Source organism: Micromonospora sp. WMMC250, from assembly GCF_027460215.1.
In the GTDB taxonomy this organism is placed as follows: domain Bacteria; phylum Actinomycetota; class Actinomycetes; order Mycobacteriales; family Micromonosporaceae; genus Micromonospora; species Micromonospora taraxaci.
Map to the genome: position 1 here is coordinate 1 of NZ_JAPZBJ010000001.1, position 22888 is coordinate 22888.

The following is a 22888-nucleotide window of genomic DNA, read 5'->3' on the forward strand; positions in this document are numbered from 1 at the left end:
TGTCAGCGACCGACACGTTGGAGTTGTCGGCCACGAAGGCCCGCAGCTGGTCGGCGCGCCGCCGCACTGCCTGCGCAGTCGCCGCCGTGATCACCGACGGCAGCAGCGGCCGGCCGGTTTCCGTTGCCGTGGCGCGGTACCAGTGGTGGCGGCGTTGCCACGGGTAGCCGGGCAGGCTGACCGGCCGGCGGGGTAGGCCGCCTCCGGTGACGACTGCACCGTTGACGACCAGCTCGGCCGCGGTCAGCGCGAGGTGGTACAGCGGGTCGTCGGCGCGTACTTCGCACTGGGCGTCGACAGGTAGTGGTGCCGGTCCGAAGCCGGCGTCGACGACGGTGTCGAGATGTGCTGCGCTGATCCGTTGGGCGCAGCCTTCGGTGCTGCCTGCCGGGTGGGCGGTGGCGCGGGCGGTGAGTTGGCCGGTGGTGGCGGCCGGCTCGGCGGTGTCGGCGCACAGCAGCGGGATACGTGCGTCGTGCAGCGCGACGTCGGCGCCGGGCTGCAGCAGCATCCGCAACGCGTCGTCTATGCCCAGCTGACCGGCTGCCCAGGCGGCCGCCATCTGCCCGGCGCCGTGCCCGACGACGCCGTGAGGCGCGACTCCGACGGCTGCCCACAGCATGGTCGCGGCCACCTGGTGACAGAACAGGTAGGCGGCGTGCAGTTCGATGGGCGGGTCGGCGTGCAGGTCGGGCGTGCTTGCGGTCAAGGCTGCCAGGGCGGTGGCGCAGGTGGCCAGCGCCCGGCTGTAGTCCGGTGCAGCGGCCAGCTGCTGCCGGGTCTGGCGCGGGGGAAGCTCGGGCCCGTACCAGAACGCGACGGTGCGGGCGTGGCCGTCCGGGGTATGCCCGATGCGTACGTGTGCTGGCGGCTCGCCGCGGGCCGCCTGGTGCAGGGCACCGGCCAGGTCGGCGGCGGTGTTGCCGACGGCGGCGAGCCGGTGCTCGAGCCAGGACCGCCGGTGCGCGGCGGTGTATACGATGTCGTCCAGGTCGTCGCCGCTGGTGGACAGGCGGACGGCCATCAGCTCGGCTGCGCGGGCCAGGGCCTGCGGTGTGGCGGCGGTGATCGGCAATACGTAGGGCGGTGCCGGGCGAGCTGGTGTCGGCGGCTGCGCGGTGGACGCGGTCGCCTGTTCGATCAGGACGTGGGCGTTGCTGCCGCTGAACCCGAAGGCGCTGACGCCGGCCCGTGCGGGCCTGTCCGAGTGTGGCCACCCCTGGCTGGTGGTCGCGATGGTGACGGGAAGGTGGTCCCAGTCGATTCGGGTGGACGGCCGGTTCAGGGGGTGGGGCGGGATCTGGCCGTGGTGTAGCGCGAGGATGGCCTTGAGGAGACCGGCGACGCCGGCGGCTGCCTCGAGGTGGCCCAGGTTGGCCTTGGCGGATCCGATCAGTAGTGGTGTGTCGGGCTTGCGGCCCGGGCCGAGGGCTTCGGCCAGGGCGCGTACCTCGATCGGGTCGCCGAGCGGGGTGCCGGTGCCGTGGGCTTCGACGTAGTCCACCTCGTGCGGCGCCCACCCGGCCCGGCTGAGCGCTTGCCGGATGACGGCGACCTGGGCGGCGGCGTTGGGAACGGTCATGCCGCCGCTGGCGCCGTCCTGGTTGATGGCGGTGCCGCGCACCACTGCGTAGACGCGGTCGCCGTCGCGGTTGGCGGCGTGTAGCGGTTTGAGGATGAACGCCACCGCGCCTTCGCCGCGCCCGTATCCGTCGGCGGCGTCGTCGAAGGTCTTGCACCGCCCGTCGGGGGCGAGCGCTGCGGCGGCCGACATGGACACGGACACGGTGGGAGCGACGATGACGTTGGCGCCGCCGACGACGGCGACCTCGCAGTCACCGTTGCGCAGCCCTTGGCACGCAAGGTGCAGGGCGGTCAGCGACGCCGAGCAGGCCGTGTCGACCGCGATGCTCGGTCCGCGCAGCCCCAGGACGTAGGAGATGCGTCCGGCGGTGGCGGCGAAGGAGGTGCCGGTGCCGTAGAAGTGGTCGACCTGCTGCATGTCACGGGTGAGTAGTTGCTGGTAGTCGGCGGTGTTTAAGCCCAGGTACACCCCGACCGGCCGGCCGGCCAACCCGGCGGCGGGGTGCCCGGCGTCCTCGAGTGCCTCCCAGGCGACCTCGAGCATCAGCCGTTGTTGCGGGTCCAGTGACCGGGCTTCACGCGGGGAGATGCGGAAGAACTCGGCGTCGAAGCCGGCTACGTCACCGAGGAACCCGCCGCGGGTGGGTACCTGCGTGTCCGCCTCGGCCCAGATGGGGTCGGCGCGCCGTGCTGCCGGCAGTTCGCCGATCGCGTCGCGGCCCGCACGCAGCAGTTCCCAGAACTCCTGCGGGGTGTCGGCTCCCGGCAGCCGGCAGGCCAGGCCGACGACTGCCACGGCGTCGGCGTCGGCGTCGGTCTCGGGGTGCTCGGTGCCGTCAGCGGTGATGGTGGAATCGTCGGCCGCCGGCTGCTGCGCCGCGGGCGGTGGGTCGGCTGCTGGGTGGGCGGGCTGGTCGGTGGCGGCTCCGACGTCGATGAGATGAGCGGCGAGTGCGTCGACGGTGGGGTGCTCGAACACGATGGTGGCCGGCAGGGGCAGGCCGAATTCGGCCTCCAGCCGGGTCCGCAGCTCCACCGCGGTCAGTGAGTCCATGCCCTGCTCGAACAGTCCGCGGCGGCGCGGCAGGCGGTCGTCGCGGCTTAGGCCGAGCACCGTGCGACTCACTGCTTCGACCCGGTCTGCCAGGTCTGCGCCGGGTGTGGCGCTGGTCGGGTTGGCCGTGATGGCAGCGGGGGCCGGGGCGGCTGTGATGGCGGCGGGGGTCGGTGTAGCCGCGGTCACCTGGGCGAGCATGCCGTCGGCGGTGGCGCCGGTCGGCGACTTCGGTGTTGGGTCCGATGGGGCGGCCAGCATCTCGCCGATGACCTCGCCAGCAGCGTCGAGCATGCTGAGCCGGATTGCTGCCGGCGCCGTGGCCACCGTGGCGGCTGCGCTCTGCTGGCCTGGTTGCACCCCGGGCAGCCAGTAGCGGTCCCCGCCCCACGACGGTGCCGGCAGCCGGTGGTAGCGGCGGGGTCTGCCGGTGACCTGCTCCCAGTCGACCTGGAGGCCGGCGACGTGTAATTGGGCTAGGGTCTGCAACAGTGCTCGTTCGCCCGGAGTGTCACGGCGCAGTGTGTGCAGCACGGGTCCACGCCGCTGGTGGCGGGTGACGGCTTCGGCCAGAGGGCGGGACAGCACCGGGTGCGGGCCCACCTCCACCAGGCAGTACCGGTCTTGGCGTAGGAGCCGGTCGACGGCCGGCCACAGCTGGACAGGGTCGGTAAGGTTGCGTTGCCAGTAGGCAGCGTTCAAGTGCGGGTTGTCGGCCTCCGGGTCGACCGCGGACAGCAGGCGAAGTGACGGCGCGGCCGGCTGTAAATCGGTGAGCGCCCGGCCTAGTCGCGGCCCGCACGACGCCACCACCGGACTGTGGAACGCGTAGTCCAGGCCAAGCAGTTTGGAGCGCAGCCCGGCGGTCGTCAGGGCGGTCTGAGCGGCGTCGATGCCGGCGTGGCCACCGGACACCATGACAGTTGCGGGGCCGTTCACCGCGCCGATGACCGCGCCGCCGTCGAGGTCGTCAAGGATGGCCTGGACGGTGGCGGGGTCGGCGTGCACGGCGAGCATCCGGCCGGCGCCGGCGGTTTCCTGCAGGATCCGGCCGCGGTGCACGATGAGGCGAACAGCATCGGCGAGGCTCAGGCAGCCGGCGGTGTGGGCGGCGGCGACCTCCCCGACGCTGTGCCCCAGCACCGCGGCGGGCCGGATGCCCCGTTCGGTCAGCCAGCGGGTCAGTGCCACCTGCACGGCGAAGATGGCCGGTTGGGCGATGTCGGTGCGGTCCAGCCGGGAGTCGGGCAGGCGGCGCAGTTCGTCGACCAGCGACCAGGAGGCATGGGTGCGGATCAGGGCGTCACACTCCTGCAGCGTGTCGCGCACCACTGGCACCTGGTCGTAGAGGTCTGCGGCCATGGCCGGCCATTGGCCGCCCTGCCCGGAGTAGACGAGCACCGGTGCCGGCACGTCGGCCGCCTCGCTGGTGCCGGTGAAGCCGTGTTGCTCCCAATCGTCGAGAGCGGCCGTCAGGCTTTCGCGGTCGGCGGCGACCACAGCGTAGCGGTGGCTGTCGTGGCTGCGCCGGGTTGCTGCCGAGGCGAGCAGGTCACCGAGCCGGCCGGTGGTGGAGACCTGCTCACGCAGCGCGGCGAGCTGCTGCGGCACTCCGGCCTTGTTCGACGCGGAAGCCAGCAGCACGTACGGGCCGGCGGAGGGTGGCTCGGCGGTGGTTGCCGGTGCATCGACCGGCGATTCGACAATGACATGTACGTTCGTGCCGCTGAGCCCGAAAGAGCTGACCCCGGCCCGTACCGGACGGTTCAGCGCCGGTAGGTCGGTGCCGGCGGTGGGCACGGCGATGCGCGAGCCGGACCAGTCCACGGCGGTGGTGATCCGATCGAGGTCCGGTTGACCGGGAACGTGCCCGGCGTTGACGATCCACAAGGCCTTGAGCAGACCGGTGATGCCGGCGGCGGCGTCGGTGTGTCCGAAGACGGCCTTGCTGGAGCCGATCAGTAGCGGCCGGGTGTCCGCTGAGCGCGGCTGGTAGGCCTCGCCCAGGGCGAGCAATTCCATCTGGTCACCCAGTGGGGTGCCGGTCCCGTGCGCCTCGACGAAGTCGACGTCGTCGGCGGTCAGCCCCGCGTGCGCCAGCGCGGCCTGGTGCAGGTCGACCTGGGCCATGGCATTGGGGGCGGTCACGCCGAGGCTGCGCCCGTCCTGGTTGACCGCCCAGCCGCGGATGACACCGTAGACGTGGTCCTGGTTTGCGACCGCGTCGCTCAACCGTTTGAGGATGACGAATCCGCAGCCGTCACCGCGGATGACCCCGTCGGCGTCGGCGTGGAACGGGCGGCAGCGCCCGGTGGGGGAGATCGCCCCCACCCGGCTCATGAACACGCTCAGCTCCGGTGCCAGCATCAGGTTGACCCCACCGGCCAGTGCGGTGTCGCATTCCCCGGCACGCAGGTTTTGGCAGGCCAGGTGGACGGCGAACAGCGACGAGGAGCAGGCGGTGTCCACTGCGGCGGCCGGGCCGCGCAGATCGAAGGCGTGTGCTAGCCGGCCGGCTGCGAAGCTGAACTCGGTGCCCGGGGCGTATCCGGGGCCGATGCCGGCGATACCGAGTGTCTTGCTGTGCAGAAGGGCGTAGTCGTTGGCCAGGATGCCGACGAACACGCCCGTGCGGGTGGCCGCCCACTGCTCGCGGGTCCGTCCGCTGTCACACATAGCCTCCCAGGCGACCTCCAGTACCAGCCGCTGCTGGGGGTCCAGCGAACCGGCCTCGCGGGGGGCGATCCCGAAGTGTGCGGGGTCGAACCGGTCGATGTCGTCGATGAACGCGCCGACGTGGCTGGCGGTGGTGCCGGCACGGGTGCGGGCGGGGTCCCAGAATTCAGGGCCCCAGCGCTGCGGCGGCACCGGGCCGGTGATGGCGCCGGCGGCCAGCTGCGCTCCGAAGGCGTCGAGATCGCGCACACCGCCCGGGTAGCGGCATCCCACACCGACCACGGCGATGGGCTCGGCGGTGAACGCGGATGAGGTGGCGGCCATGTGATGCCTCCGGATGCGGGTCGGCACGGTCGGGGTGGGTGCGCCTCACGTCGTTGGCCCACGCCATCGGTCCGGGGTGGTGACGGGACGGTTCGTGGTGTCCTTGGGTGGAGGCTCGGGCCTGGTGCACGGCGGGGCGGTGCCGACCGACACCAGGCCCGAGAACCGGAAGAACGGGGCGGTGGGTCAGAACGCCGGCGCTGCGGTGGGTGCGCGCAGGGTGCCGAGGTAGGGGTGCCACAGATGGGTGGGGTCGTTCTCTACCGCGGTCACGGTCTCGCGCATGACACGCAGCACTTCGGGCTCCGACTCGTCGTACAGGTCGCCCTGCAACAGTCGGACGACGTCAAGGCGGTAGCGCGGGTCCTGGACGAACGAGGTGAACAGGATGTTGAGCCGGTAGTAAACGGAAATGAACTCGTACCAGTTGCGCACACCGTTGCGCAGTTTCTGTTCGTAGGCCGTGAAACGGTCCCGGGTAAATTGTCCGGCCTCGAACGCGGCGATGATGTCCCGGCTGGCGAATCGGGCGCTGGTGAGTGCGACACTGACGCCGCTGGAGAAGATCGGGTCGACGAAGCGGGCGGCGTCACCGATGAGCACGAACCGGTCACCGCAGATCTGCCGCATCGCGTAGCTGTAGTCGCCTTCGACCTTCAGCGGGCGCACCTGGGTGGACTGTTTGAGGGCGTCGGCGAGTTCCGGTCGACTAGATACGAAGTCCCAGAAGAACTTGTCCCGGTCGGTGTTCGCGGAGGCGAACCGGTGCTTCTGCGTCACCACACCGACGCTGGTGATCGTGTCGGTGATCGGGATCTGCCACACCCAGGTGTCCTTGATGGGCAGGAAGTGGATGTAAATGTAGTCGATCTTTTCGGGGTTGCTGGTGAGCGCTTTGCGGTCCAGGTTCTCGAACCAGCTGTGGATCGCGTATTGGTTGAACACCGGGTCGGGGACCTTCAACCGCATCTGCCGGCCGAGCATGGTCTGCCGGCCGGACGCGTCGACCAGCATCCGCGCGGTGGTGGTGAACTCGTCCGATCCGTTGCGGCAAGTGACGGTGACACCGTCCGGGTCGTCGAAGTCGGCGTTGAGTACCCGGGTGCCTTGCCGCACTGTGGCGCCCAGGCTTTCCGCGTGCTCGAGCAGGATCTGGTCGAACCGGCCGCGGTCGACGTGGTAGGTGTAGTCGCGGTCGACGCCGGGCTGGTCACGCTCGCTGAACAGAATTTCCGCTGCGCCGAAATCGTGCGCGAGCTTGGTGAAGTCGTTGGCGACGATGGTGCGGGTGTCGGCGGAGGTCCAGGCCGCCCCGTACTTGCGCGGGAAACCCGCCTGGTCGACCTTCGCCATCGCACCGGTCTCCAGCATCACCCGTGTCGTTGCCGGCACCAGTGACTCTCCGACGTGCTCGCGGGGAAAGGTTTCACCTTCGAACACAGCGACCGACAGGCCGGCTTTGGCCAGGTAGGCGGCGGCGGTGGATCCCGCCGGCCCACCTCCGATGATCACGACGTCAAACTCGGGCTCCATGCGCTCACTCACTCCGTTCCCACGTTGGTCATCTGTTGGGTGGCCGCAAGGTCAACCACCATTGCGGTGATGCTGCGTACGTCTTTGAAGTGCTCTGCGTTGACGTACTTGGCGGGTACGGAGGCGCCCAATTCCTCACGGATGAACGTCAGCAGGACGGCGGTGTTCATCGAGTTCAGCACGCCCCACTCCAGCAGTGGTGTGTTCTGCTGCAGTTCGCCTTTCTGGTCTCCGTCCAGGAACCGTTCTCGGATGAAGGCCATGAGTTGGGCCGAGATGTCGTCATGCGTCATGTGCTGGGTCCTCCCAGGAGGTCGATGTTGTGCGATTCGCCCGGATGATCGGGGTCTTGGTCCCCAGCGGTGGCTACGGCCGCCGCGTGTGGTCGAAGGTGCGGCCTGGACGCGACGGTCGCGGTGGCAGGGAAGGCGTCCGGTGCGCGTCATGTTGCCGGTGGCGGAGGGTCACGGCCGGACCGGGATGTCTGCGCCGTCGCAACCGGCATCAGGTGCCCTGGGCTGTGTGGGACGGGGCTGCGATGGCCAGCAGCGCCGATCGGTCGATCTTGCCGTTGCGGGTGCGCGGCAGTTCCGTGACGGTTCGGACATGGTCGACGAGCATGTAGCGCGGCAACTGTTGTGCGCAGTGCTGTCTGAGGGCCAGAGTCCCCGGCTGCCGATCGGGGTGTGGCAGCACGAATGCTGTCAGCCGGGCGTCCACGCCGGTTCCAGTTACGACGGCGACGGCTTCAGCGACGTCCGGGTGGGTGGTTAGGGCCGCTTCGATGTCACCGAGCTCGACGCGGTGACCGCGTACCTTCACCATGTGATCGCGCCGGCCCACGAAGTCGAATCCCCCGTCAGGCAGCACACGTACCAGGTCGCCGGTGCAGTACGGCCCTTGATGGCGTGGCCGGCCCCAGTATCCGAGCATCACGGTGGGTCCTTCGACGAGTAATTCGCCCTCGTCGCCGGGCCCGGCGACGCTGCCGTTCTCGTTTTGCGCCCATACCCGGTCTCCGCAGGCGGCGGTGCCGATGGGAACCGGCCGGTCGCGGTCCAGGTCTGCGGCCGCAAGTTCGTGATAGGTGCACACGTTTGTTTCGGTCGGCCCGTACAGGTTCAGTAGCCGGGCCGAGGTCCAGCCGGCCAGTTGACGCACGTGGGTGATGGCAAACGGCTCACCGGCGAACAACACCGCCCGCAAAGTCGCCGGCGCGGGCCGGTCGAGTAGCCCACCTTCACGGATCATCAGGGCCAGCGCTGACGGCACCGAGTACCAGATGCTGATGTGTTGGTCATGCAAGAGCTGAACCAGTTGTGCGGGTGCGTAAGCCAGGTGGCTCGGGATCAGGCATACGCACGCGCCGCCGGAGAATGCCGCGTACAGGTCGAGCACGGAAAGGTCGAAGGTCAAGGGGGCGTGGTTGGCGAACCGGTCCGCGGGCAGGGGCTGCAGTTCACTGGCCGCCCAATCGACGAAGGCGCGGGCATTGCGGTGGCTGACGCACACGCCTTTGGGCCTGCCGGTCGATCCTGAGGTGTAGAGGATGTACGCCAAGTCGTCGGCTGCGACAGGTTCATGGAACGACCGTGCCCGAGAGTCTGTATCGGTAAAATCTAGGCAGACGGTGCTGGGCTCGAGTTCGGTGCGGATCCGACCGGACAAGTCCGGCGTAGTCAGGACTGCGGAAGCGGCGCAGTCTCGAGCCATAGCCGCTACCCGCGCGATCGGTGTGTTGGTCTCAGCGGGAACATAAGCTGCGCCAAGCCGCAGGACGGCTTGCATGGCTGCGACCGTGGTGACTGATTTCTCCGCCCATAGCACCACCCGGTCGCCGTGGCCGACACCGTTGTGCCGCAGCACGGCGGCGAGAGTGTTGGCGTGCTGGTCGAGTTCGCGGTAAGTGACGGCATGCCCGGCGTCGGTGACGGCGAGGTTGTCGGGTTCCGCAGCGGCCATGTCGATGACGAGCTGGTGTAGGTTCACAGCCGCGCCTCTCGGGCGATGATCTCGCGCTGGATCTCGTTGGTGCCGGAAAAGATGGTGGCGGGGATGCTGTCGCGTAGTTGCTGCTCGACCCCAGTGGCGGTGAGATAGCCGGCTCCACCGAAAATTTGCACTGCGTCGATGCTGTTGGCGACGGCAGCCTCGGAGACCGCTATCTTGGCCAAGGCCACGGCCGTGGTGTGATCACGGCCACCGTCCAGCAGCCAGCAGGCCCGGTACAGCAACAGTCGGCTGCTCTCCAGGCGTTGCCGCATGCCGATGATGCGATGCGAGATCGCCTGGAAGTCGCCGATCGCCCGTCCAAACTGACGCCGCCTGCGGGCGTGCTCGGTGCATTGCTGCAGTTGCCGCTCCATTAGCCCCAGATATGCGGCGAACAGGCACCCACGTTCCCACGCCATCGAGTGCTGGAAGATGACGCTGCCTTGTCCTTCGCTGCCGAGCCGATACGCCACCGGCACCCGGCATTCACGAAACGCGACCCGTGAGGCCGGGCAGGATGCGAGCCCTAGCTTTCCCAGTGGGGGCCCGACTTCCACACCGGCCGTCCCAGCGGGTACCGCGAAGGCCGTGATGCCAAGGAAACCCGCGGATGGGTTGGTCACTGCATAGGTGATGAAGACGTCCGCGGCGGGCCCGTTGCTCGCGAATGACTTGTCCCCATTGAGGACGTAGTCGTCGCCCACCCGGTCTGCGGTGACGGCAAGCTGCCCAACGTCGGACCCGGCCGCGTCCTCGGTCATCGCGTTCGCGGCGACCAGCTCGCCGCTGGCAAGCCCAGCCAGTAAACGCTCGGCTGCCGGGCTGTCGCCGAAGTCGCGTACAGGAACGGCACACGCCAACAGGTGAGCGCTGATGCTGAACACAAAACCCGTGTCGGGGCAGCCGTGGCCGAAAGCTTCCAGGCACAGGGCTGTATCGAGCGCGCCGAGCCCGCCGCCACCGCTGTCGGTGGGTAGGCACAGGCCTACCAGCCCGATGTCGGCTGCGGTTTTCCAGTCGTCGCGGCTGAAATAGGAGCCGGCCTGTTCCCGGACCGTCCCGAGCCTGGCACGTACCGCGGCCAGCACATCGTCATATCGTGCTTGTTGTTGCGCAGTCAGGTCGAAGTCCAAGGCTTGTCACGCCTTCCCCCGTTGCATCGAACCGCCATGAACGCCGTCGGCTGCCGATCAGCGCGTTCCTGAACAGTCCACTTCTGAATGCTTGCTGGATCGGCGGGGACGAGGTCGCGTCTGCGCGATGCCTCGTGCGTGACCGGCTTGACGCCTTTACGGCGAGCCGGTCCATTCCCGACGTCACATGTGGTCGTGCGAATCCCCGTAACATCCGGTGATCCGGATGATGATGATCTCGACCGATGTCATCGTTATCGAAACGTACTTGGCTTCGCGCGGGCTCGTCAAGAGCATCCAGGCGGCCGAGCCCGGCACCAGCGGGTTCCTGCGAGGGTGACAAACACTGCGAATGAGCTCGATAAAGGGCACGTGGCGCCGGTAACTGCCCAGCTCACGAAGCTTTGTCCTTAATGGGCGATCAGCGATCCCGCGCGCCGGAGCAGAGCATGCGCGGCGATGGGCGCGATGTTCGCCTGTCGCCTGGCCAGTCGCAGGAGCGCGTCTCACGTGCCGGGTCCTTCGGCCAGTTTGGATCGAGTCGTAGAGGCGGCACCGTCGGGCTGGTCATGGTTGCGTTCGCGCAGTTGCTCCTCGGAGGTGTAGTCCACCCGCCGCATGGCGTAGCGCAGCAGGGGCGGCGCCATGAGCGACGTCGCGATCGCTACCAGGACGATGATGGTGTAGGCGGCCGTGCTCAGGACGCCGAGGCGGAGCCCGACCATCGCGACGATGACTTCGATGACACCACGGGCGTTCATGCCTGCGCCCAGTGCCAGGGCCTCCCACCGGTTCATTCGGCTGGCCCGTGCGCCGATGTAGGCACCAGCGAACTTGCCGAGGATCGCGACGGCAAGGACGAGGATCGCGGCGGCGAGGACCACTGGTTCTCCCAGGGCGGTCAGGTCCATCCGTAGCCCCGCTGTGGCGAAGAACAGTGGTGCGAGTACACCGAGCACGACCGCCCGCAACGGGGCGAGCCGGGCGAGAGTGAATTGCTTTGTCCGCCCGCTGGAATCTGCCGTGGGCGGTCGCAGGGCCGTGGTGGCGGGCTGCGAGCTACTCGGGGCACAGGTGCCGATGAGGATGCCGACGACGAAGGCCCCGAACACGGCTTCGAGTCCGAGCGCGTGCGTAGCAGCGGCACCCAGCAGCACGAGCACTACGGCGGTGGCAACCACGGGCCCGGAGTCGGACGATCGGGCGCTCATGCGCAGTGCGACGCGGACGATGGGCCTGCCTACCAGCGCTGCCAGGATCAGCACCGCCGCCAGGTACGTCAGTGACAGGCCGACCTCGCCGGCGTGCAGGCCGGTGGTGGCCATCGCTGACACGACAGACAGCATCAGCCACCCGAAGACGTCGTCCACCATGCCTGCGGACAGGATCAGCTGACCGATATTGCGGTGCAGCAGATTCATGTCTATCAGGGTCTTCGCGATAACGGGTATAGCGCTGACGCACATCGCGACGCCGAGGAACAGGGCGAAGACGGTGCGGTCTCCGTCGTCGGCTAGAAGTGAGGTCGGCAGCAGGTAGCCGGTCGCGATACCCAGGCCCAGCGGCACGATGAATCCCGCCACGCTGATGCGCGCGGCGGTGCTACCGCGGCGCCGTACCAGGGCAGCGTCGACCTCGGTGCCGGTGATGCCGACCAGCAGCAGCACGCCAAGTTGCCCGACCACGTCGAGTAGATGGAACTGGCTTGGGTCCTTGGGCAGCAACCAGCCGGCGAGGCTCGGTGCGAGGTGGTCGAGCACGGATGGACCGAGGAGCACACCGGTGCACAGCTCACCGACGACCGCCGGCATGCCGAGCCGCACGGCGAGCCTTCCGAGCAGTAGTGCCAGCAACAGGAGCAGGCTGATCTGGAGGAGGAACACCAGCAGCGGATGAGCCGCAACCGGTGCAACGGGAACTGCGAGCGCCAACGTAGCCTCCCAGGACTGCCGCACCGGAGAGGTGCGGTTTGCGGATGGCGGAGTGCCTCAGGTGCAGGGTGTGGCCGAGCGAGAGGACGGACTGTCGGGGCGGGGGTCGGTCTTAGCCGCGGCGGAAGTGCAGCCAGGGTGAGTGCGGTGGTCGACGGAGGGCAGCAGCTGCGCTCCTTTTTCTAGCTGGGTGGGCCACATGTCGGCGGCGACCAGCGACGGTCCTGGTGCACGGAGGGCACGTCGGGGCGGCACGATGCGGAGAACCTTCGCACGTCGACGGAGCGGTGGGTGATCTTGCTGCGGCAGGCAGTCGCCGCGAACCGTGCCGCCGGAACCGTCCTCGTGACTGTCCGGCCCTCCCCCCCGGCCGCCGGTCAAGCGTCCACCTTCACGGCTGTGGACGCTTGGCATGTTTCGTTTACGCCGCCGACGGTCGCCCGGCCATCATGAACATCGCCAATTGGCAATGTCAACAGGCGTGACCGATGATGTCGGATCGTCCGGATATATGATTCGCTGCGGTCGATCGGGATGCACGGGTCGAACGGCGGGCTGGTACCGCGGGGCGACACAGCGACCGAGACCTGACCGTGGTGCACTGCGGCTTGGCCCGTGAACGATCGGCAGGTGGGGACTCCGTCAGCGGGGTTGAGGGTGCCGCGCGCCACCAGGCATACCCAGGCGATGTCCGCGAGCACTGCCACAAGCGGCATGGTCAACGGTGCAAGCCGACCAGCGCGGGGCCGGGGTGTCCGCGAGCAGGTGGAAGTGGGGTGATTCGTCATGGCAGAGCCATCCGAACCGAGCGCCCGCGTCACCGCCGACGTATATTCACCACTCTTCCAAATCAACCATCGGTGGCCAGATTTCTGGTGTTTCGCAAAGTGTGCAGAGACTCTGAGCGCTAACCTCCCAGAGCGATCCGAGCGTCAGCAGGTCACCCTGGTGGCGGACCGAAGAAGGCGCCTATGGGCAGACAAGCAAAGTGGTCGGCCGATATCAATGCCGTAGCGATGCTCTAACGACGCGATCGCGACAAGGTGGCCGGAGAGCCATTGAAGGCAGCTTTCTGATAGAAGGAGCGAGGCGAGGCATCCCGGCTAGCTCAAGATTCAGCCCAGCCTTCACCTGGGTTGGATAAACGATGCGCAGTCATCTGACGACGTTGATACCTTCACTCGGTTAGACCCGCCCGGCCTCCCGCTCTCCAAACCCTTCAAGCGTCTAAACAGATCGTCAAACTACTACTGTCTCGGTGTTTGTGATAGGCGCGGCCGTCTGGCTGATCGATCCGCGCTTCGAATACTGCAATGGCTTCCAGCCCAATGTGTGAATTTCGTGACAGGAGTTGAGACCGTTACCGTCACCCTCGACAAGGCGGGCAATTGGTCAATTACCCCGCAAGGTCATATGCACCTTCCGCTGTTCGTTCAGAGCGAGCTAGGCATTGTCGTGGGGGATCGATTGTTGATCGCGGCAGACCAGCGTTCTGGAGTGTTCCGGACCAACACGATGAGTTGGCTCGATCGGGCATTCGGAAGTCTGGACGAATATGCTTAGGAATGTGGAACTATGACCGACGACGCACCTGTGGTTGCAGGCAGCAACGAATTAGAGGCGGTGCGGCTGCTGTTGGGCCGGCTGGGACTGACGGCTGAGCAACTACTCGGCGGCGCGCCGACGCCTGCCGACTCGGGACCACCGCCTCGCGGCGCCGAGCAAGAACTACCGGTACTCGACGAACCTGCAAGTGTCCATCGACGCCTACACCCGCCTGGTCATCGCCGTCGGCGAGCCCCAGCCGGGCAACCGCAACGACACGATCGTCTACCGCACCTCCGGCATTGACCAGAAGTTGGCCGGACGGCCCGTCATGGCCGGCGGCGGCTACCGCGGCAATCCCGAGGTGATCATCCCCTACCGCAAGAACCGCGACGGCAGCCCACTACCGGCCCGGAAGCAGGACCTGAATGCCCAGCACCGCACCGTCCGAGCACAGGTTGAACACACCCTGGCCAGGATGAAGAACTGGAAGATCCTGCGCGACTACCGCCGCGCCGCCCGCACATTGACCGCTGCCGCTTCCGGCATCGCCAACCTCCACAACATCGCCCTGACCTGGTGACCACAGACCCAGCCCCAGCCAACGCTCCACCCAGTTACGAGACAGCCCTTAGGGCGCTGCCAGCGAGGTTGCGACCGACGGATCGCACTGGTCAGGGCGCAGCCGCCACTGTGATCCCAGGGTCATCTGCAGGCTCGCACGACTACCGAGTTATTCGACTCGGTCGAAGGCATTGTGGCGACGGGAATAGATTGCAGTTCATCGAGCCAGTAGTTTGGTTCGACTTTTTGTGGAGAGTTCACAGCACTGTCATGGCCGCCCTATCAAGGAGCTGGGGTGGGATGCTTTGTCTCAGTCCCGTGAGCTGGTAAGTTGAATGCATGAACACCCACGCTAAGCGTGGATGCTCTAAATATGTATTCTCCCCCCTCGGACACCAGTTTTTGTGGGGATTCGCGAGAGATCAACCGGTCTCCGCGAATCATTCACCAAAGACAAGCACCCACGCGTATAGCGACCATCGGGGGACGGTTCCTGCTGCGCTGATATCGGTGCGACTCTGCTGGCGGCGGTCATGAGCCGCCGACCGCACCCCCCACACCGCGACGTTGAGCAGATCGTCGAGGCGCTCATTCCCGTCCCGCTGCCGGTCACACCGCCGGAATCGGCGCCCTGCCGACGTTGCCGTCACCCGCTGGCCAGACAACCGATGTGCTGTTCGATGTGGCCCGTCCGGATGCCGCTGGGCGGGTCACCGCTCGCCCGCTGCTGCGCGCTCTGGGCTGGACTCCCCTGCCTCGCCCTACACGTCGACGTCGTGCACGCCGCCATCCTCATCACCCCGACGCCAGCCGGTGCGCACGTCGTGGGCACCCGCGAGGAACTGCCCCTGCCGGCCGCCGCCCGCTACCTCTGCGGCATCACCGCGGGTGAACCGGTGCTCCTGGCCGCCCTCCCGGGTCGGAATCTGCTTGTTGTGCACGCCTCACACACCATCGCCGAGGCGCTGGCGGACCTGCACGCGCGGATCCTCAGGAACAACTCCGATGGCCGCTGACCCGGACCGCGTCGCAACGGCAAGGGCGCTGCTGGAGCACCTTGGCCTCACTCCCGCCGACCTCACCCGCACCGATGTGCGTGTCGTGCCATCCACCGCCGGCGCCCGGTCCCGGCGCAAATCCCGCCTGGGCCGGCACGCCGGGGAGCACTTCATGGCCGCGGCCCGTGCCTTCTACAACCGGGCCATCGCCGACGGTCACCTCGCGGCCGTGGACAGCCCCGCCCACGGGGTGCGCAAACCCCGCCGGCAGCCCAACACCCGCCGCGCCCTGACCCCGCACGAGCTGGAGGAGATCAACCGGGCCGTCCGCCGCGGCGGCAACGACATCATCCTCGACGCCCTGCTGCTGCGGCTGCCCACCGAAACCGCCTGCCGACGCGGCGGCGCCCTGGCACTGCGCCTGATCGACCTCGACACCGCGCACTCCCTGATCCGGTTGGCGGAGAAGGGTGGCACGCAACGGTGGCAGCCGATCACGCCGGCGCTCGCTGCCCGTCTTGCAGAGCACGCCCGTGCCCGTGAGGTGGTGCTGCCCACCGACGCGCTGCTGCGCTACCGCAACCGCTAACCCGCCACCTAACGCCGCTACGACCTGCTGTGGGCTCGCATCGGCCGGCAGTTGCCGTGGGTCGCCGCCCAGGGGATCTCCACGCATTGGCTGCGCCACACCACCCTGACCTGGGTGGAGCGGCATTTCGGCTACGGTGTGGCCCGCGCCTACGCCGGACGCACCGACAGCCGCGGACCCGCTACCACCATGTACATCAAAGCCGACATCCAGGATGTCGCCACCGCTCTGGCAGCCCTCACTGGTCAGTCACACCCACTGGCCGTCGAACAGCGAGGGCTTCCATGGCCACCGGCACAGCCTGACAAGTCCCCGATCTATCCGAGGTGATCAGTTCGAGCGTCACCGTTCCCGCGTCACACGCGAGCCTGCCGCTGGAGCCGATGACCTGCGCGTCAGTCCCTGCTTGGATCATGTCCGCACTGTGTTCAGCGGACGACGGCGTACAAGCCCGACGGAGCCGTTGCCGGTAGGCGCTTTTCCATCTGCGGTAACGGGTCGGAGGTATCCGGCTGTGTCAGACCGTGCACGTACCCTCCGGTCGTCAACCGCATCAGATCGAGGAACCGATGATTCCCCCGACGATCGACCCGCAGACCATGGCACCGCTCGCGTTCATCCGCCTGCTTCACCAACAGGGCGTTGACCAGACGCATCTGCCGGAGCCGATGACCTTCACCAGCGTCCTGTCGTTTCACGACGCCGTGGAGCACTTCTTGGTCCTGGCAGGCGAACACCTCGGTGCTAACCTCCCCGACCACATTCAGTTCATGAAGTACTGGGCGGAGTTGCAACCGAAGAAGCTCAGCGGTGGTGTGGATCTATCCGGCAAGGTGGGGATGGACCGGCTGAACCGCCTCCGTAACGGGTTCAAGCACGTCGGGCAGATGCCGGGGCTCGCAGCCATCGAACAGGCCCGCGCCGACGTCGCTGCGTTCTTCGAGGACAACACGCCCAAGGTGTTCGGTCTCGAGTACAGCGGTATCGATATGACCGACCTCATCCACCAACCTGAAGCGCGAGCGAAGGTTAGGGCAGCGGTCGATGCCCACATCGCCGGGGATCGCCCAGAGGCCATGGCGCTGTTGGTAGAGGCGTTCGACCAGTTGGTGCATGAACACATCTATCCCCAAGGGTTCAGTGGCCCAGCGTTCACCTTTGGTCCCCGACTCTCCCGCCCTATGAGCCGGGGAGGTATCGAGGCAGCCGTTCGTTCTGTGGAACGGCCCTACGCGGGACTTAGCCGAGCACAGGAGCGACTAGTCGAACAGATCGATTGGATGACCCGGGTGACGTCCGAAGGGCAGCGCGCCCTGCGGATGATCGCCCTGAGGATCGACTTCCGGGAGTATCACCGGTTTCAACAACTCACACCCGAGCTCTTCTACACCGGCGCTGGACGCCAGGTCTCGCGGAGCCAGAGATACGCGCCCAGCTCCAGCGAGTTCGACTTCTGCCACCAGTTCGTAATCAGTGTGGCTCTTCGAGTCGCCGAGTTGGGGAAACACCTTGTCCTGCCTTCCTGGCAGGAGGGCTGGGAGGCATAGCCGTACCGCAATGCCGCGGTACCTGCGCCACGGAGCGGGCTTTGTGGAGCCAAGCGCCCCCGAATCGGGCTAGGGCTGAGCACGGTGGCGGCGAAGCTCGCCCTCCTCGCTCTGGCAGATGGCAAGGCGCCGGCGTCGTGCGTACTCCGTCTAGCTGACAGGGGTGGGTGACGTGGTGGTGCGGGTGAGCATGCCGATGGCGGCGAGGGCGCAGCATCCGGCGACGGCGGTGAGCAGGGGTGTGTATCCGGCGGTGGTGTGCAGGAGGGTGGCGGCGGCGAGGGGTGCGGTGGCTTTGGCGATGGTGACGGGTGCGGTGAGTCGTCCGGCGATGGTGGCGTAGGCGGTGGTGCCGTACCGGTCGGTGAGCATGGCGGGGGTGGCGAGGCTGGTGATACCAAAGCCGAGTCCGAAGCCGACGACGGTGATGACCGCGCCAGTGCGGGTGCCAGCGAGCAGCTGCATGGCGAGCACGGCGCAGGCTTGGATGGCGAAGACCGCGGCGACGATGGTGGTGACGCGCAGGCGTCTTCGGGCGGCGGTGAGGACGAGTCGTCCGGTGACGGACAGGACGCCGAGCAGTCCGGTCATGGTGGCCGCGACAGTGGCGGGATGTCCACGGTTGATGAGGTAGCCGATGAGGTGCACGGTCATGGTGCTGGTGGCCGCGCCGTGCGCGATCAGGGTCGCGGCGAGGATCCAGAACCGGGCGTCGCGCATCGCGGCCCGGGCGACGGCGCGCCGCTGGGGGTGTCCTGGCCGGGTCGGGCTCGCGGGCTTGGTCGTTGCTGCCGGTGGGGGCCGGCGGATGGTGAGTCCGTGCAAAGGGACGGTTACCGCGCCGTGGACGGCGGCGAGGACGAGTAACGTGCCGCGCCAGCCGAGGTGGGCGGCAAGGACGCCGGTCAGGGGCATGAAGATGGTGCTGGCGAATCCGGCGACGATGGTGACGGCGAGCAGGGCGGTGGCGCGTCGGTCGGGGGTGAACCAGGCGACGATGACGGCGAAGGCGGGTTCGTAGAGGACCATCGCGCCGGTGATCCCGATGCCGATCATCACTCCGTACAGCTGTCCGATGGTGTGGACCTGGGACCACGCCACGAGCAGGGCGGTGGCGGTGATCGAGCCGGTGGTCATCAGCGCGCGTCCGCCGTGGTGATCCAGCCACCGGCCGACGGGGATCGCTGCGAGCGCGCCGGCGAGCACCGAGGCGGTGAGCGCGCTGGTGACCGCGGTGGTGGAGGTGCCGAGGGTGGCGGCCATCGGGGTGAGCAGGACGGCGTAGGCGTAGTAGAGGGTGCCGTAGCCGATGGTGGAGGTGACGGCGAGGGCGGCGACGATCCGCCACCGGTGGTGCCCGCCGACGGCTGCGTCGGCGGGCACCGTGATGGTGGTGGGCATCAGCTGCTGCAGCAGCCGCCGGTTTGCGCGTCGGCGGGGGCGGCGTCGAGGGTGAGCAGGCTCAAGGGTGCGGCGCGCAGCCCGCCGGCGATGCCGGTGGCCAGGCCTCGTCCGGAGCTCGGGGTGGCCGGGGCTGGCCCGCAGCAGCTGTCGGCGTTGGCGGACACGTCCGGGTTGCTGTTGCACACCCCGGTTTCGGGCAGGTCGAGTTGGACGTCGTGGGCGGCGCTCCAGTCGCCGGCGAGGGCGGCGACGACGGAGCGGACCTGCTCGTAGCCGGTGGCCATGAGGAACGTCGGCGCCCGCCCGTAGGACTTCATGCCGACGGCGTAGTAGCCCGGCTCGGGGTGGGTGAGCTCGTTGACGCCGTGTGGGGGCACGGTGCCGCAGGAGTGCTCGTTGGGGTCGATCAGCGGGGCGAGGGCGCGGGTGGCGCCCATGACCGGGTCTAGGTCGAGGCGCAGCTCGGCGGCGATCGTATGGTCGGGCCGGAAGCCGGTCGCCGCGACGATCCGGTCCACGGAGATGGACTCTTCGCTGCCGTCGGCGTGCCGCACCACCACGCTGACCCGGCCGTCGGTGGGGGTGAGGGCGTGCACGGCGAAGCCGGTGAGCAGGCGGATCCGGCCGGCGTCGACGTGCGCGCGTAGCCGGGAGCCGAGGGCGCCGCGTGCCGGGAGGGCGTCAGCGTCGCCGCCGCCGTAGGTGCGCGCCGGTGAGGTGGTGCGGATTGCCCAGGTCACGGCGGTGCCTGGATGTTCGGCGGCGAGGTCGGCGAGGGAGAGCAGGGTGTTGGCGGCGGAGTGACCGGCGCCGACGACGAGGGTGTGCCGGCCGGCGAACCGGTCCCGGTCGGCGCCGAGGACGTCAGGCAGCGCGTGCTCGAGGTGCGCCGCGACGTCAGCCTCACCCCGGGCTGGCAGGCCGGAGGCGCCGAGGACGTTCGGAGTGCCCCAGGTCCCGGACGCGTCGATGACCGCGCGGGCGAGCACCTCCTGGCCGTCGGCGAGGCGGATCAGGAACGGCGTGCTGTCGCGGCCGGCGGTGCGCAGCCGGTCCAGGCCGACGCGGCTGATCGCCTCGACCCGGGCGCCGTAGCGCACGTGCGGCTTGAGTTGCGGCAACTCCGCCAGGGGCTGGAGATAGTCGCCGGCCAGTTCCGCGCCAGTGGGCAGGGCCTCCAGGTCGGGGGCGACCCAGGCGGCGTCGTCGAGGAGCCGGCGGGCGGCGGGGTCGATGTTGTACCGCCAGGGGGAGAAGACCCGGACATGTCCCCACTGCCGCACTGCGGCGGCGGGGGTGTCGCCGGCCTCTAGGACGAGGAACGGCAGGTCACGCTCGTGCAGGTGCGCGGCGGTGGCCAGGCCGACCGGGCCGGCGCCGATCACCACGACGGGCAGGTCATCCAGGGTGCTCATCAGGTATCTCCTCTGTGTCGAGAGTTGTCGAATCAAACAGGTAGACGGCGGCCATGCGCCTGAGGGGAGGGTGGGTCAGGTGATGACGGGGCTGCGGCGTTCCAGCAGGATCACGTCGCGCCACCGGCCGTGGTGGCGGGCGACCCGCTCGCGCACGCCGATGACCCGGAAGCCGGCGCGTTCGTGCAGGTGGAGGCTGGCGGTGTTCTCGCCGAAGACACCTGATTGGATGGTCCAGACGCCGGCGGCTTCGGTGGAGGCGATCAGGGCCTCCAAGAGCGCGCGGGCGACGCCGCGGCCTCGGGCGGCGGGGTCGACGTAGACGGAATGCTCGACCACGCCGGCGTAGACCGCGCGGGCGGAGGTGGGTGAGACGGCGACCCACCCGAACACCGTGTCGTCGGCGGCGACGAGGCGGTGCTCGGGCAGTTTGCCGGCGTCGAACTGGGCCCAGGTCGGCGCCGTGGTCTCGAAGCTGGCGTCGCCGCCGTCGAGGCCGGCCTGGTAGATGGCGAGCACCCGTGCGGCGTCGCCGGCCGTCATGGGGCGAACAGTGATGTCGGCCATCAGCAGGCTCCGTTCGGGTGGGGGGCGGGTCGGCCCATGACGACGTCGGCGGCGGAGGGGAAGCAGTCGACGCAGGCGTCGTTGATCCGGTAGTGCCGGGCGGTGCCGACCGCCTCGACGAGCACGAACCGCACGTCGGTGAGGATCTTCAAATGTTGGGAGACGGTGGACTGGGCCAGGCCGATCGCGGCGACGATCTCGCCGACGTTCATCGGTCGGGCATGGCGGGCGAGGTACTCGACGATCTGGACCCGGGTCGGGTCCGCGAGGGCCCGGAACCACGATGCGTACTGCTGCGCGGTGCTCCGGTCGAGCAACTCGTCCACAACCCCACCCTTCTATCGTTTATCGCCGATCGACGATGAAACTGTAGCGTGCGTGGAAGCGGCGAGACAGACGGTGGCGACGACGAGGCGGGCGATCGCTTCGAGCGTGTGCGGGTCGACGCGGTCTGGGGTGTCGGCGGGGCTGTGGTAGCCGGCCATGCCGGCGCCGATGCCCACCGCGGCGAGACCGGCGGCGGCGTAGCGGCGGTTGTCGGAGGCGACCGGCCCGGCGGCGAGCGGAAGGCCGGTGTGCCGCCCGGCCTGATCGAGTAGGGCGAGCAGCGCGTGGGCCGGCCCGCCGGCCTCGACCGCGGCGGCCTGGTCGAGCAGCCCGGCGCCGTCGACGTTGATGACCAGCGGCCGAACGTCGCCCGCCTGCAGCTGCTGGCTGTGGTGGGCCGAGCCCAGCGCGCCGACCTCCTCGGCGTCCAGCAGCGCGACACCCACCCCGACCCCCACAGGGCGGGCGGCGGCAAGAATTCGGGCGGCTTCCAGGACTACCGCGACGCCGCTGGCGTTGTCCGACGCGCCGGGCTGACGCAGACCGGGACGGTCGCCGACGCCGTCGTAGTGAGCGGTCAGCAACACCTCGATCCCGCCCGCCTGCGCCGCCGGGAACCTCGCGTGGATGTTGGTGCCGGTGACGTCGCGGCGGCGTAGCGGGGTGTTTGCGCTGCACCAGCCCTTCCCGGTGACGGCGGCCAGGACGGCGCGGTGGGTGCCCGCGTCGAGGGTCAGGATGGGCAGCGGTCCCGGGTCCGGTCCGGCGAGGACCGTGTACTGCCAGCCGTCGGCATCGACGGCCCGGCTCAGCAGTAGACCCGCGGCGCCCGAGGCATCGCGGGCGGCATCGAGAGGGTTCCCGCCGGTGGGCACCACTAGCCACCGGCCGGCCGGGTCGCCGCTGCCGGCCACACCCAACGGGCCGCGCCTGACCTCAGAAGTGTCGGCTGAGGCGCAGTGGACCGCGACCTCGCGGCCGAAGGTCAGCCGCGTCGAGGTGTCACCTTTGCCCCAGACGACGGTCGGCGCCGCGTACAGCTCGGGCACGTTGCGGACCGGGAAGTCGTCGGTGTCGACCGTCGCGCCGAGGTTGGCAAGGTGCGCGACGAGCCAGGCGCGGGCGGCGGCGCCGCCGGCGGTGCCGACCCGCCGGCCGGTGAAGTCATCCGCGGCGAGAGCGGAGACCGTGGCGGCCATCCGCTCGGCTGACACCTGGGGCAGGATCGCGTCCAGGTGGGCGGCCGATCCCGATGGGGCGCTCATCCGCAGCACCCCTGACCCGTCGTGACGGCTTCGGTCTTCGCCTCGGTGCCGCAGCAGGAGCTGGCCGCTTCGGCGGCCTGCCGAGTGCCGCAGCACGGTCCCGCCGTCGCCGAGTGCCCGTCGGGCGGGAGGATCGAGCCGACCGCCTGCGCGGGGCTGCCGCAGCAGGAACCGGAACCGGTTACGGCCAGGGCGGCGCCCGGATCACCGGCGAACCCGCCGGCCGTCGCGGGGCTGATCTGGGTGTTCTCGCTCATCACACAACCTTTCGATCAGGGTTACCGGGCGCCGATCAGGGCGTAGGCGTTGTCACGGATCTGGTCGAAGTGCCTCTGCGCCCGCTGCGCCGCGGTGGACACCCGCGCACAGGAGTCACAGAACCGCGCTCCCGCCTGGGCTTTCGCCGTGCGTCGTGCTGTGCCGAACATGACGACTCCCTT

At 68.8% G+C, this 22888-nt stretch carries 16 protein-coding genes and 1 pseudogene; 4 read left to right on the plus strand and 13 right to left on the minus strand.

The genetic code is table 11. From position 1 onward, the window contains the following. The 6 genes from O3438_RS00005 to O3438_RS00030 form a co-directional block, all read right to left on the minus strand. Window positions 1–5638, minus strand: a 5638-nt coding sequence (locus O3438_RS00005) for a type I polyketide synthase (protein ID WP_269677934.1), incomplete at its 3' end; no start/stop codon positions are given. 186 nt (window positions 5639–5824) lie between these two features. Further along, window positions 5825–7171, minus strand: coding sequence for an NAD(P)/FAD-dependent oxidoreductase (locus O3438_RS00010; RefSeq protein ID WP_269677935.1), 1347 nt, complete (start codon window positions 7169–7171; stop codon window positions 5825–5827). 8 nt (window positions 7172–7179) lie between these two features. Then, on the minus strand, window positions 7180–7464 hold the full coding sequence (locus O3438_RS00015) for a hypothetical protein (protein WP_269677936.1): 285 nt from the start codon (window positions 7462–7464) through the stop codon (window positions 7180–7182). 211 nt (window positions 7465–7675) lie between these two features. Then, window positions 7676–9160, minus strand: coding sequence for an amino acid adenylation domain-containing protein (locus tag O3438_RS00020; protein ID WP_269677937.1), 1485 nt, complete (start codon window positions 9158–9160; stop codon window positions 7676–7678). Further along, window positions 9157–10296: an acyl-CoA dehydrogenase family protein gene (locus O3438_RS00025; RefSeq protein ID WP_269677938.1), complete on the minus strand. Its 1140-nt coding sequence runs from the start codon at window positions 10294–10296 to the stop codon at window positions 9157–9159. The genes O3438_RS00020 and O3438_RS00025 overlap by 4 nt, the downstream gene beginning before the upstream one ends. A gap of 506 nt (window positions 10297–10802) precedes the next feature. After that, complete coding sequence (locus tag O3438_RS00030; protein WP_269677939.1) at window positions 10803–12179, minus strand: cation:proton antiporter; 1377 nt, start codon at window positions 12177–12179, stop codon at window positions 10803–10805. 1735 nt (window positions 12180–13914) lie between these two features. Between O3438_RS00030 and O3438_RS00035 the strand changes: the two are divergent. From O3438_RS00035 to O3438_RS00050, 4 genes and pseudogenes are all read left to right on the plus strand, one after another. Next, window positions 13915–14355, plus strand: a pseudogene (locus tag O3438_RS00035) (transposase family protein); the annotation flags it as partial. Window positions 14356–15016: 661 nt separating this feature from the next. After that, window positions 15017–15352 (plus strand): hypothetical protein, encoded by a 336-nt coding sequence (locus O3438_RS00040; protein WP_269677940.1) that lies wholly within the window; start codon window positions 15017–15019, stop codon window positions 15350–15352. Then, window positions 15342–15923 carry a hypothetical protein gene (locus O3438_RS00045; RefSeq protein WP_269677941.1) on the plus strand — a complete coding sequence of 194 codons (582 nt, stop codon included), beginning with the start codon at window positions 15342–15344 and terminating at the stop codon, window positions 15921–15923. Before O3438_RS00040 ends, O3438_RS00045 begins: the two co-directional genes overlap by 11 nt. 569 nt (window positions 15924–16492) lie before the next feature. After that, a complete protein-coding gene (locus O3438_RS00050) occupies window positions 16493–17470 on the plus strand; it encodes a hypothetical protein (protein ID WP_269677942.1) in 978 nt (325 codons plus the stop codon). 150 nt (window positions 17471–17620) lie between these two features. Here the strand turns inward: O3438_RS00050 and O3438_RS00055 are convergent, their stop codons facing one another. The 7 genes from O3438_RS00055 to O3438_RS00085 all read right to left on the minus strand — a co-directional run bounded on the left by O3438_RS00055 (window position 17621) and on the right by O3438_RS00085 (window position 22876). Further along, window positions 17621–18871 carry an MFS transporter gene (locus tag O3438_RS00055; RefSeq protein WP_269677943.1) on the minus strand — a complete coding sequence of 417 codons (1251 nt, stop codon included), beginning with the start codon at window positions 18869–18871 and terminating at the stop codon, window positions 17621–17623. After that, window positions 18871–20289 carry an FAD-dependent oxidoreductase gene (locus tag O3438_RS00060; protein ID WP_269677944.1) on the minus strand — a complete coding sequence of 473 codons (1419 nt, stop codon included), beginning with the start codon at window positions 20287–20289 and terminating at the stop codon, window positions 18871–18873. The genes O3438_RS00055 and O3438_RS00060 overlap by 1 nt, the downstream gene beginning before the upstream one ends. Window positions 20290–20364: 75 nt before the next feature. Further along, window positions 20365–20856: a GNAT family N-acetyltransferase gene (locus O3438_RS00065; RefSeq protein ID WP_269677945.1), complete on the minus strand. Its 492-nt coding sequence runs from the start codon at window positions 20854–20856 to the stop codon at window positions 20365–20367. Continuing rightward, a complete protein-coding gene (locus O3438_RS00070; RefSeq protein WP_269677946.1) occupies window positions 20856–21182 on the minus strand; it encodes an ArsR/SmtB family transcription factor in 327 nt (108 codons plus the stop codon). Before O3438_RS00070 ends, O3438_RS00065 begins: the two co-directional genes overlap by 1 nt. 12 nt (window positions 21183–21194) lie before the next feature. Next, window positions 21195–22448: a M28 family metallopeptidase gene (locus O3438_RS00075; RefSeq protein ID WP_269677947.1), complete on the minus strand. Its 1254-nt coding sequence runs from the start codon at window positions 22446–22448 to the stop codon at window positions 21195–21197. Beyond that, complete coding sequence (locus tag O3438_RS00080; protein ID WP_269677948.1) at window positions 22445–22705, minus strand: hypothetical protein; 261 nt, start codon at window positions 22703–22705, stop codon at window positions 22445–22447. Before O3438_RS00080 ends, O3438_RS00075 begins: the two co-directional genes overlap by 4 nt. A gap of 21 nt (window positions 22706–22726) precedes the next feature. Further along, window positions 22727–22876, minus strand: a complete 150-nt coding sequence (locus O3438_RS00085; RefSeq protein ID WP_269677949.1) for a hypothetical protein — start codon at window positions 22874–22876, stop codon at window positions 22727–22729. Window positions 22877–22888: the final 12 nt, after the last annotated feature.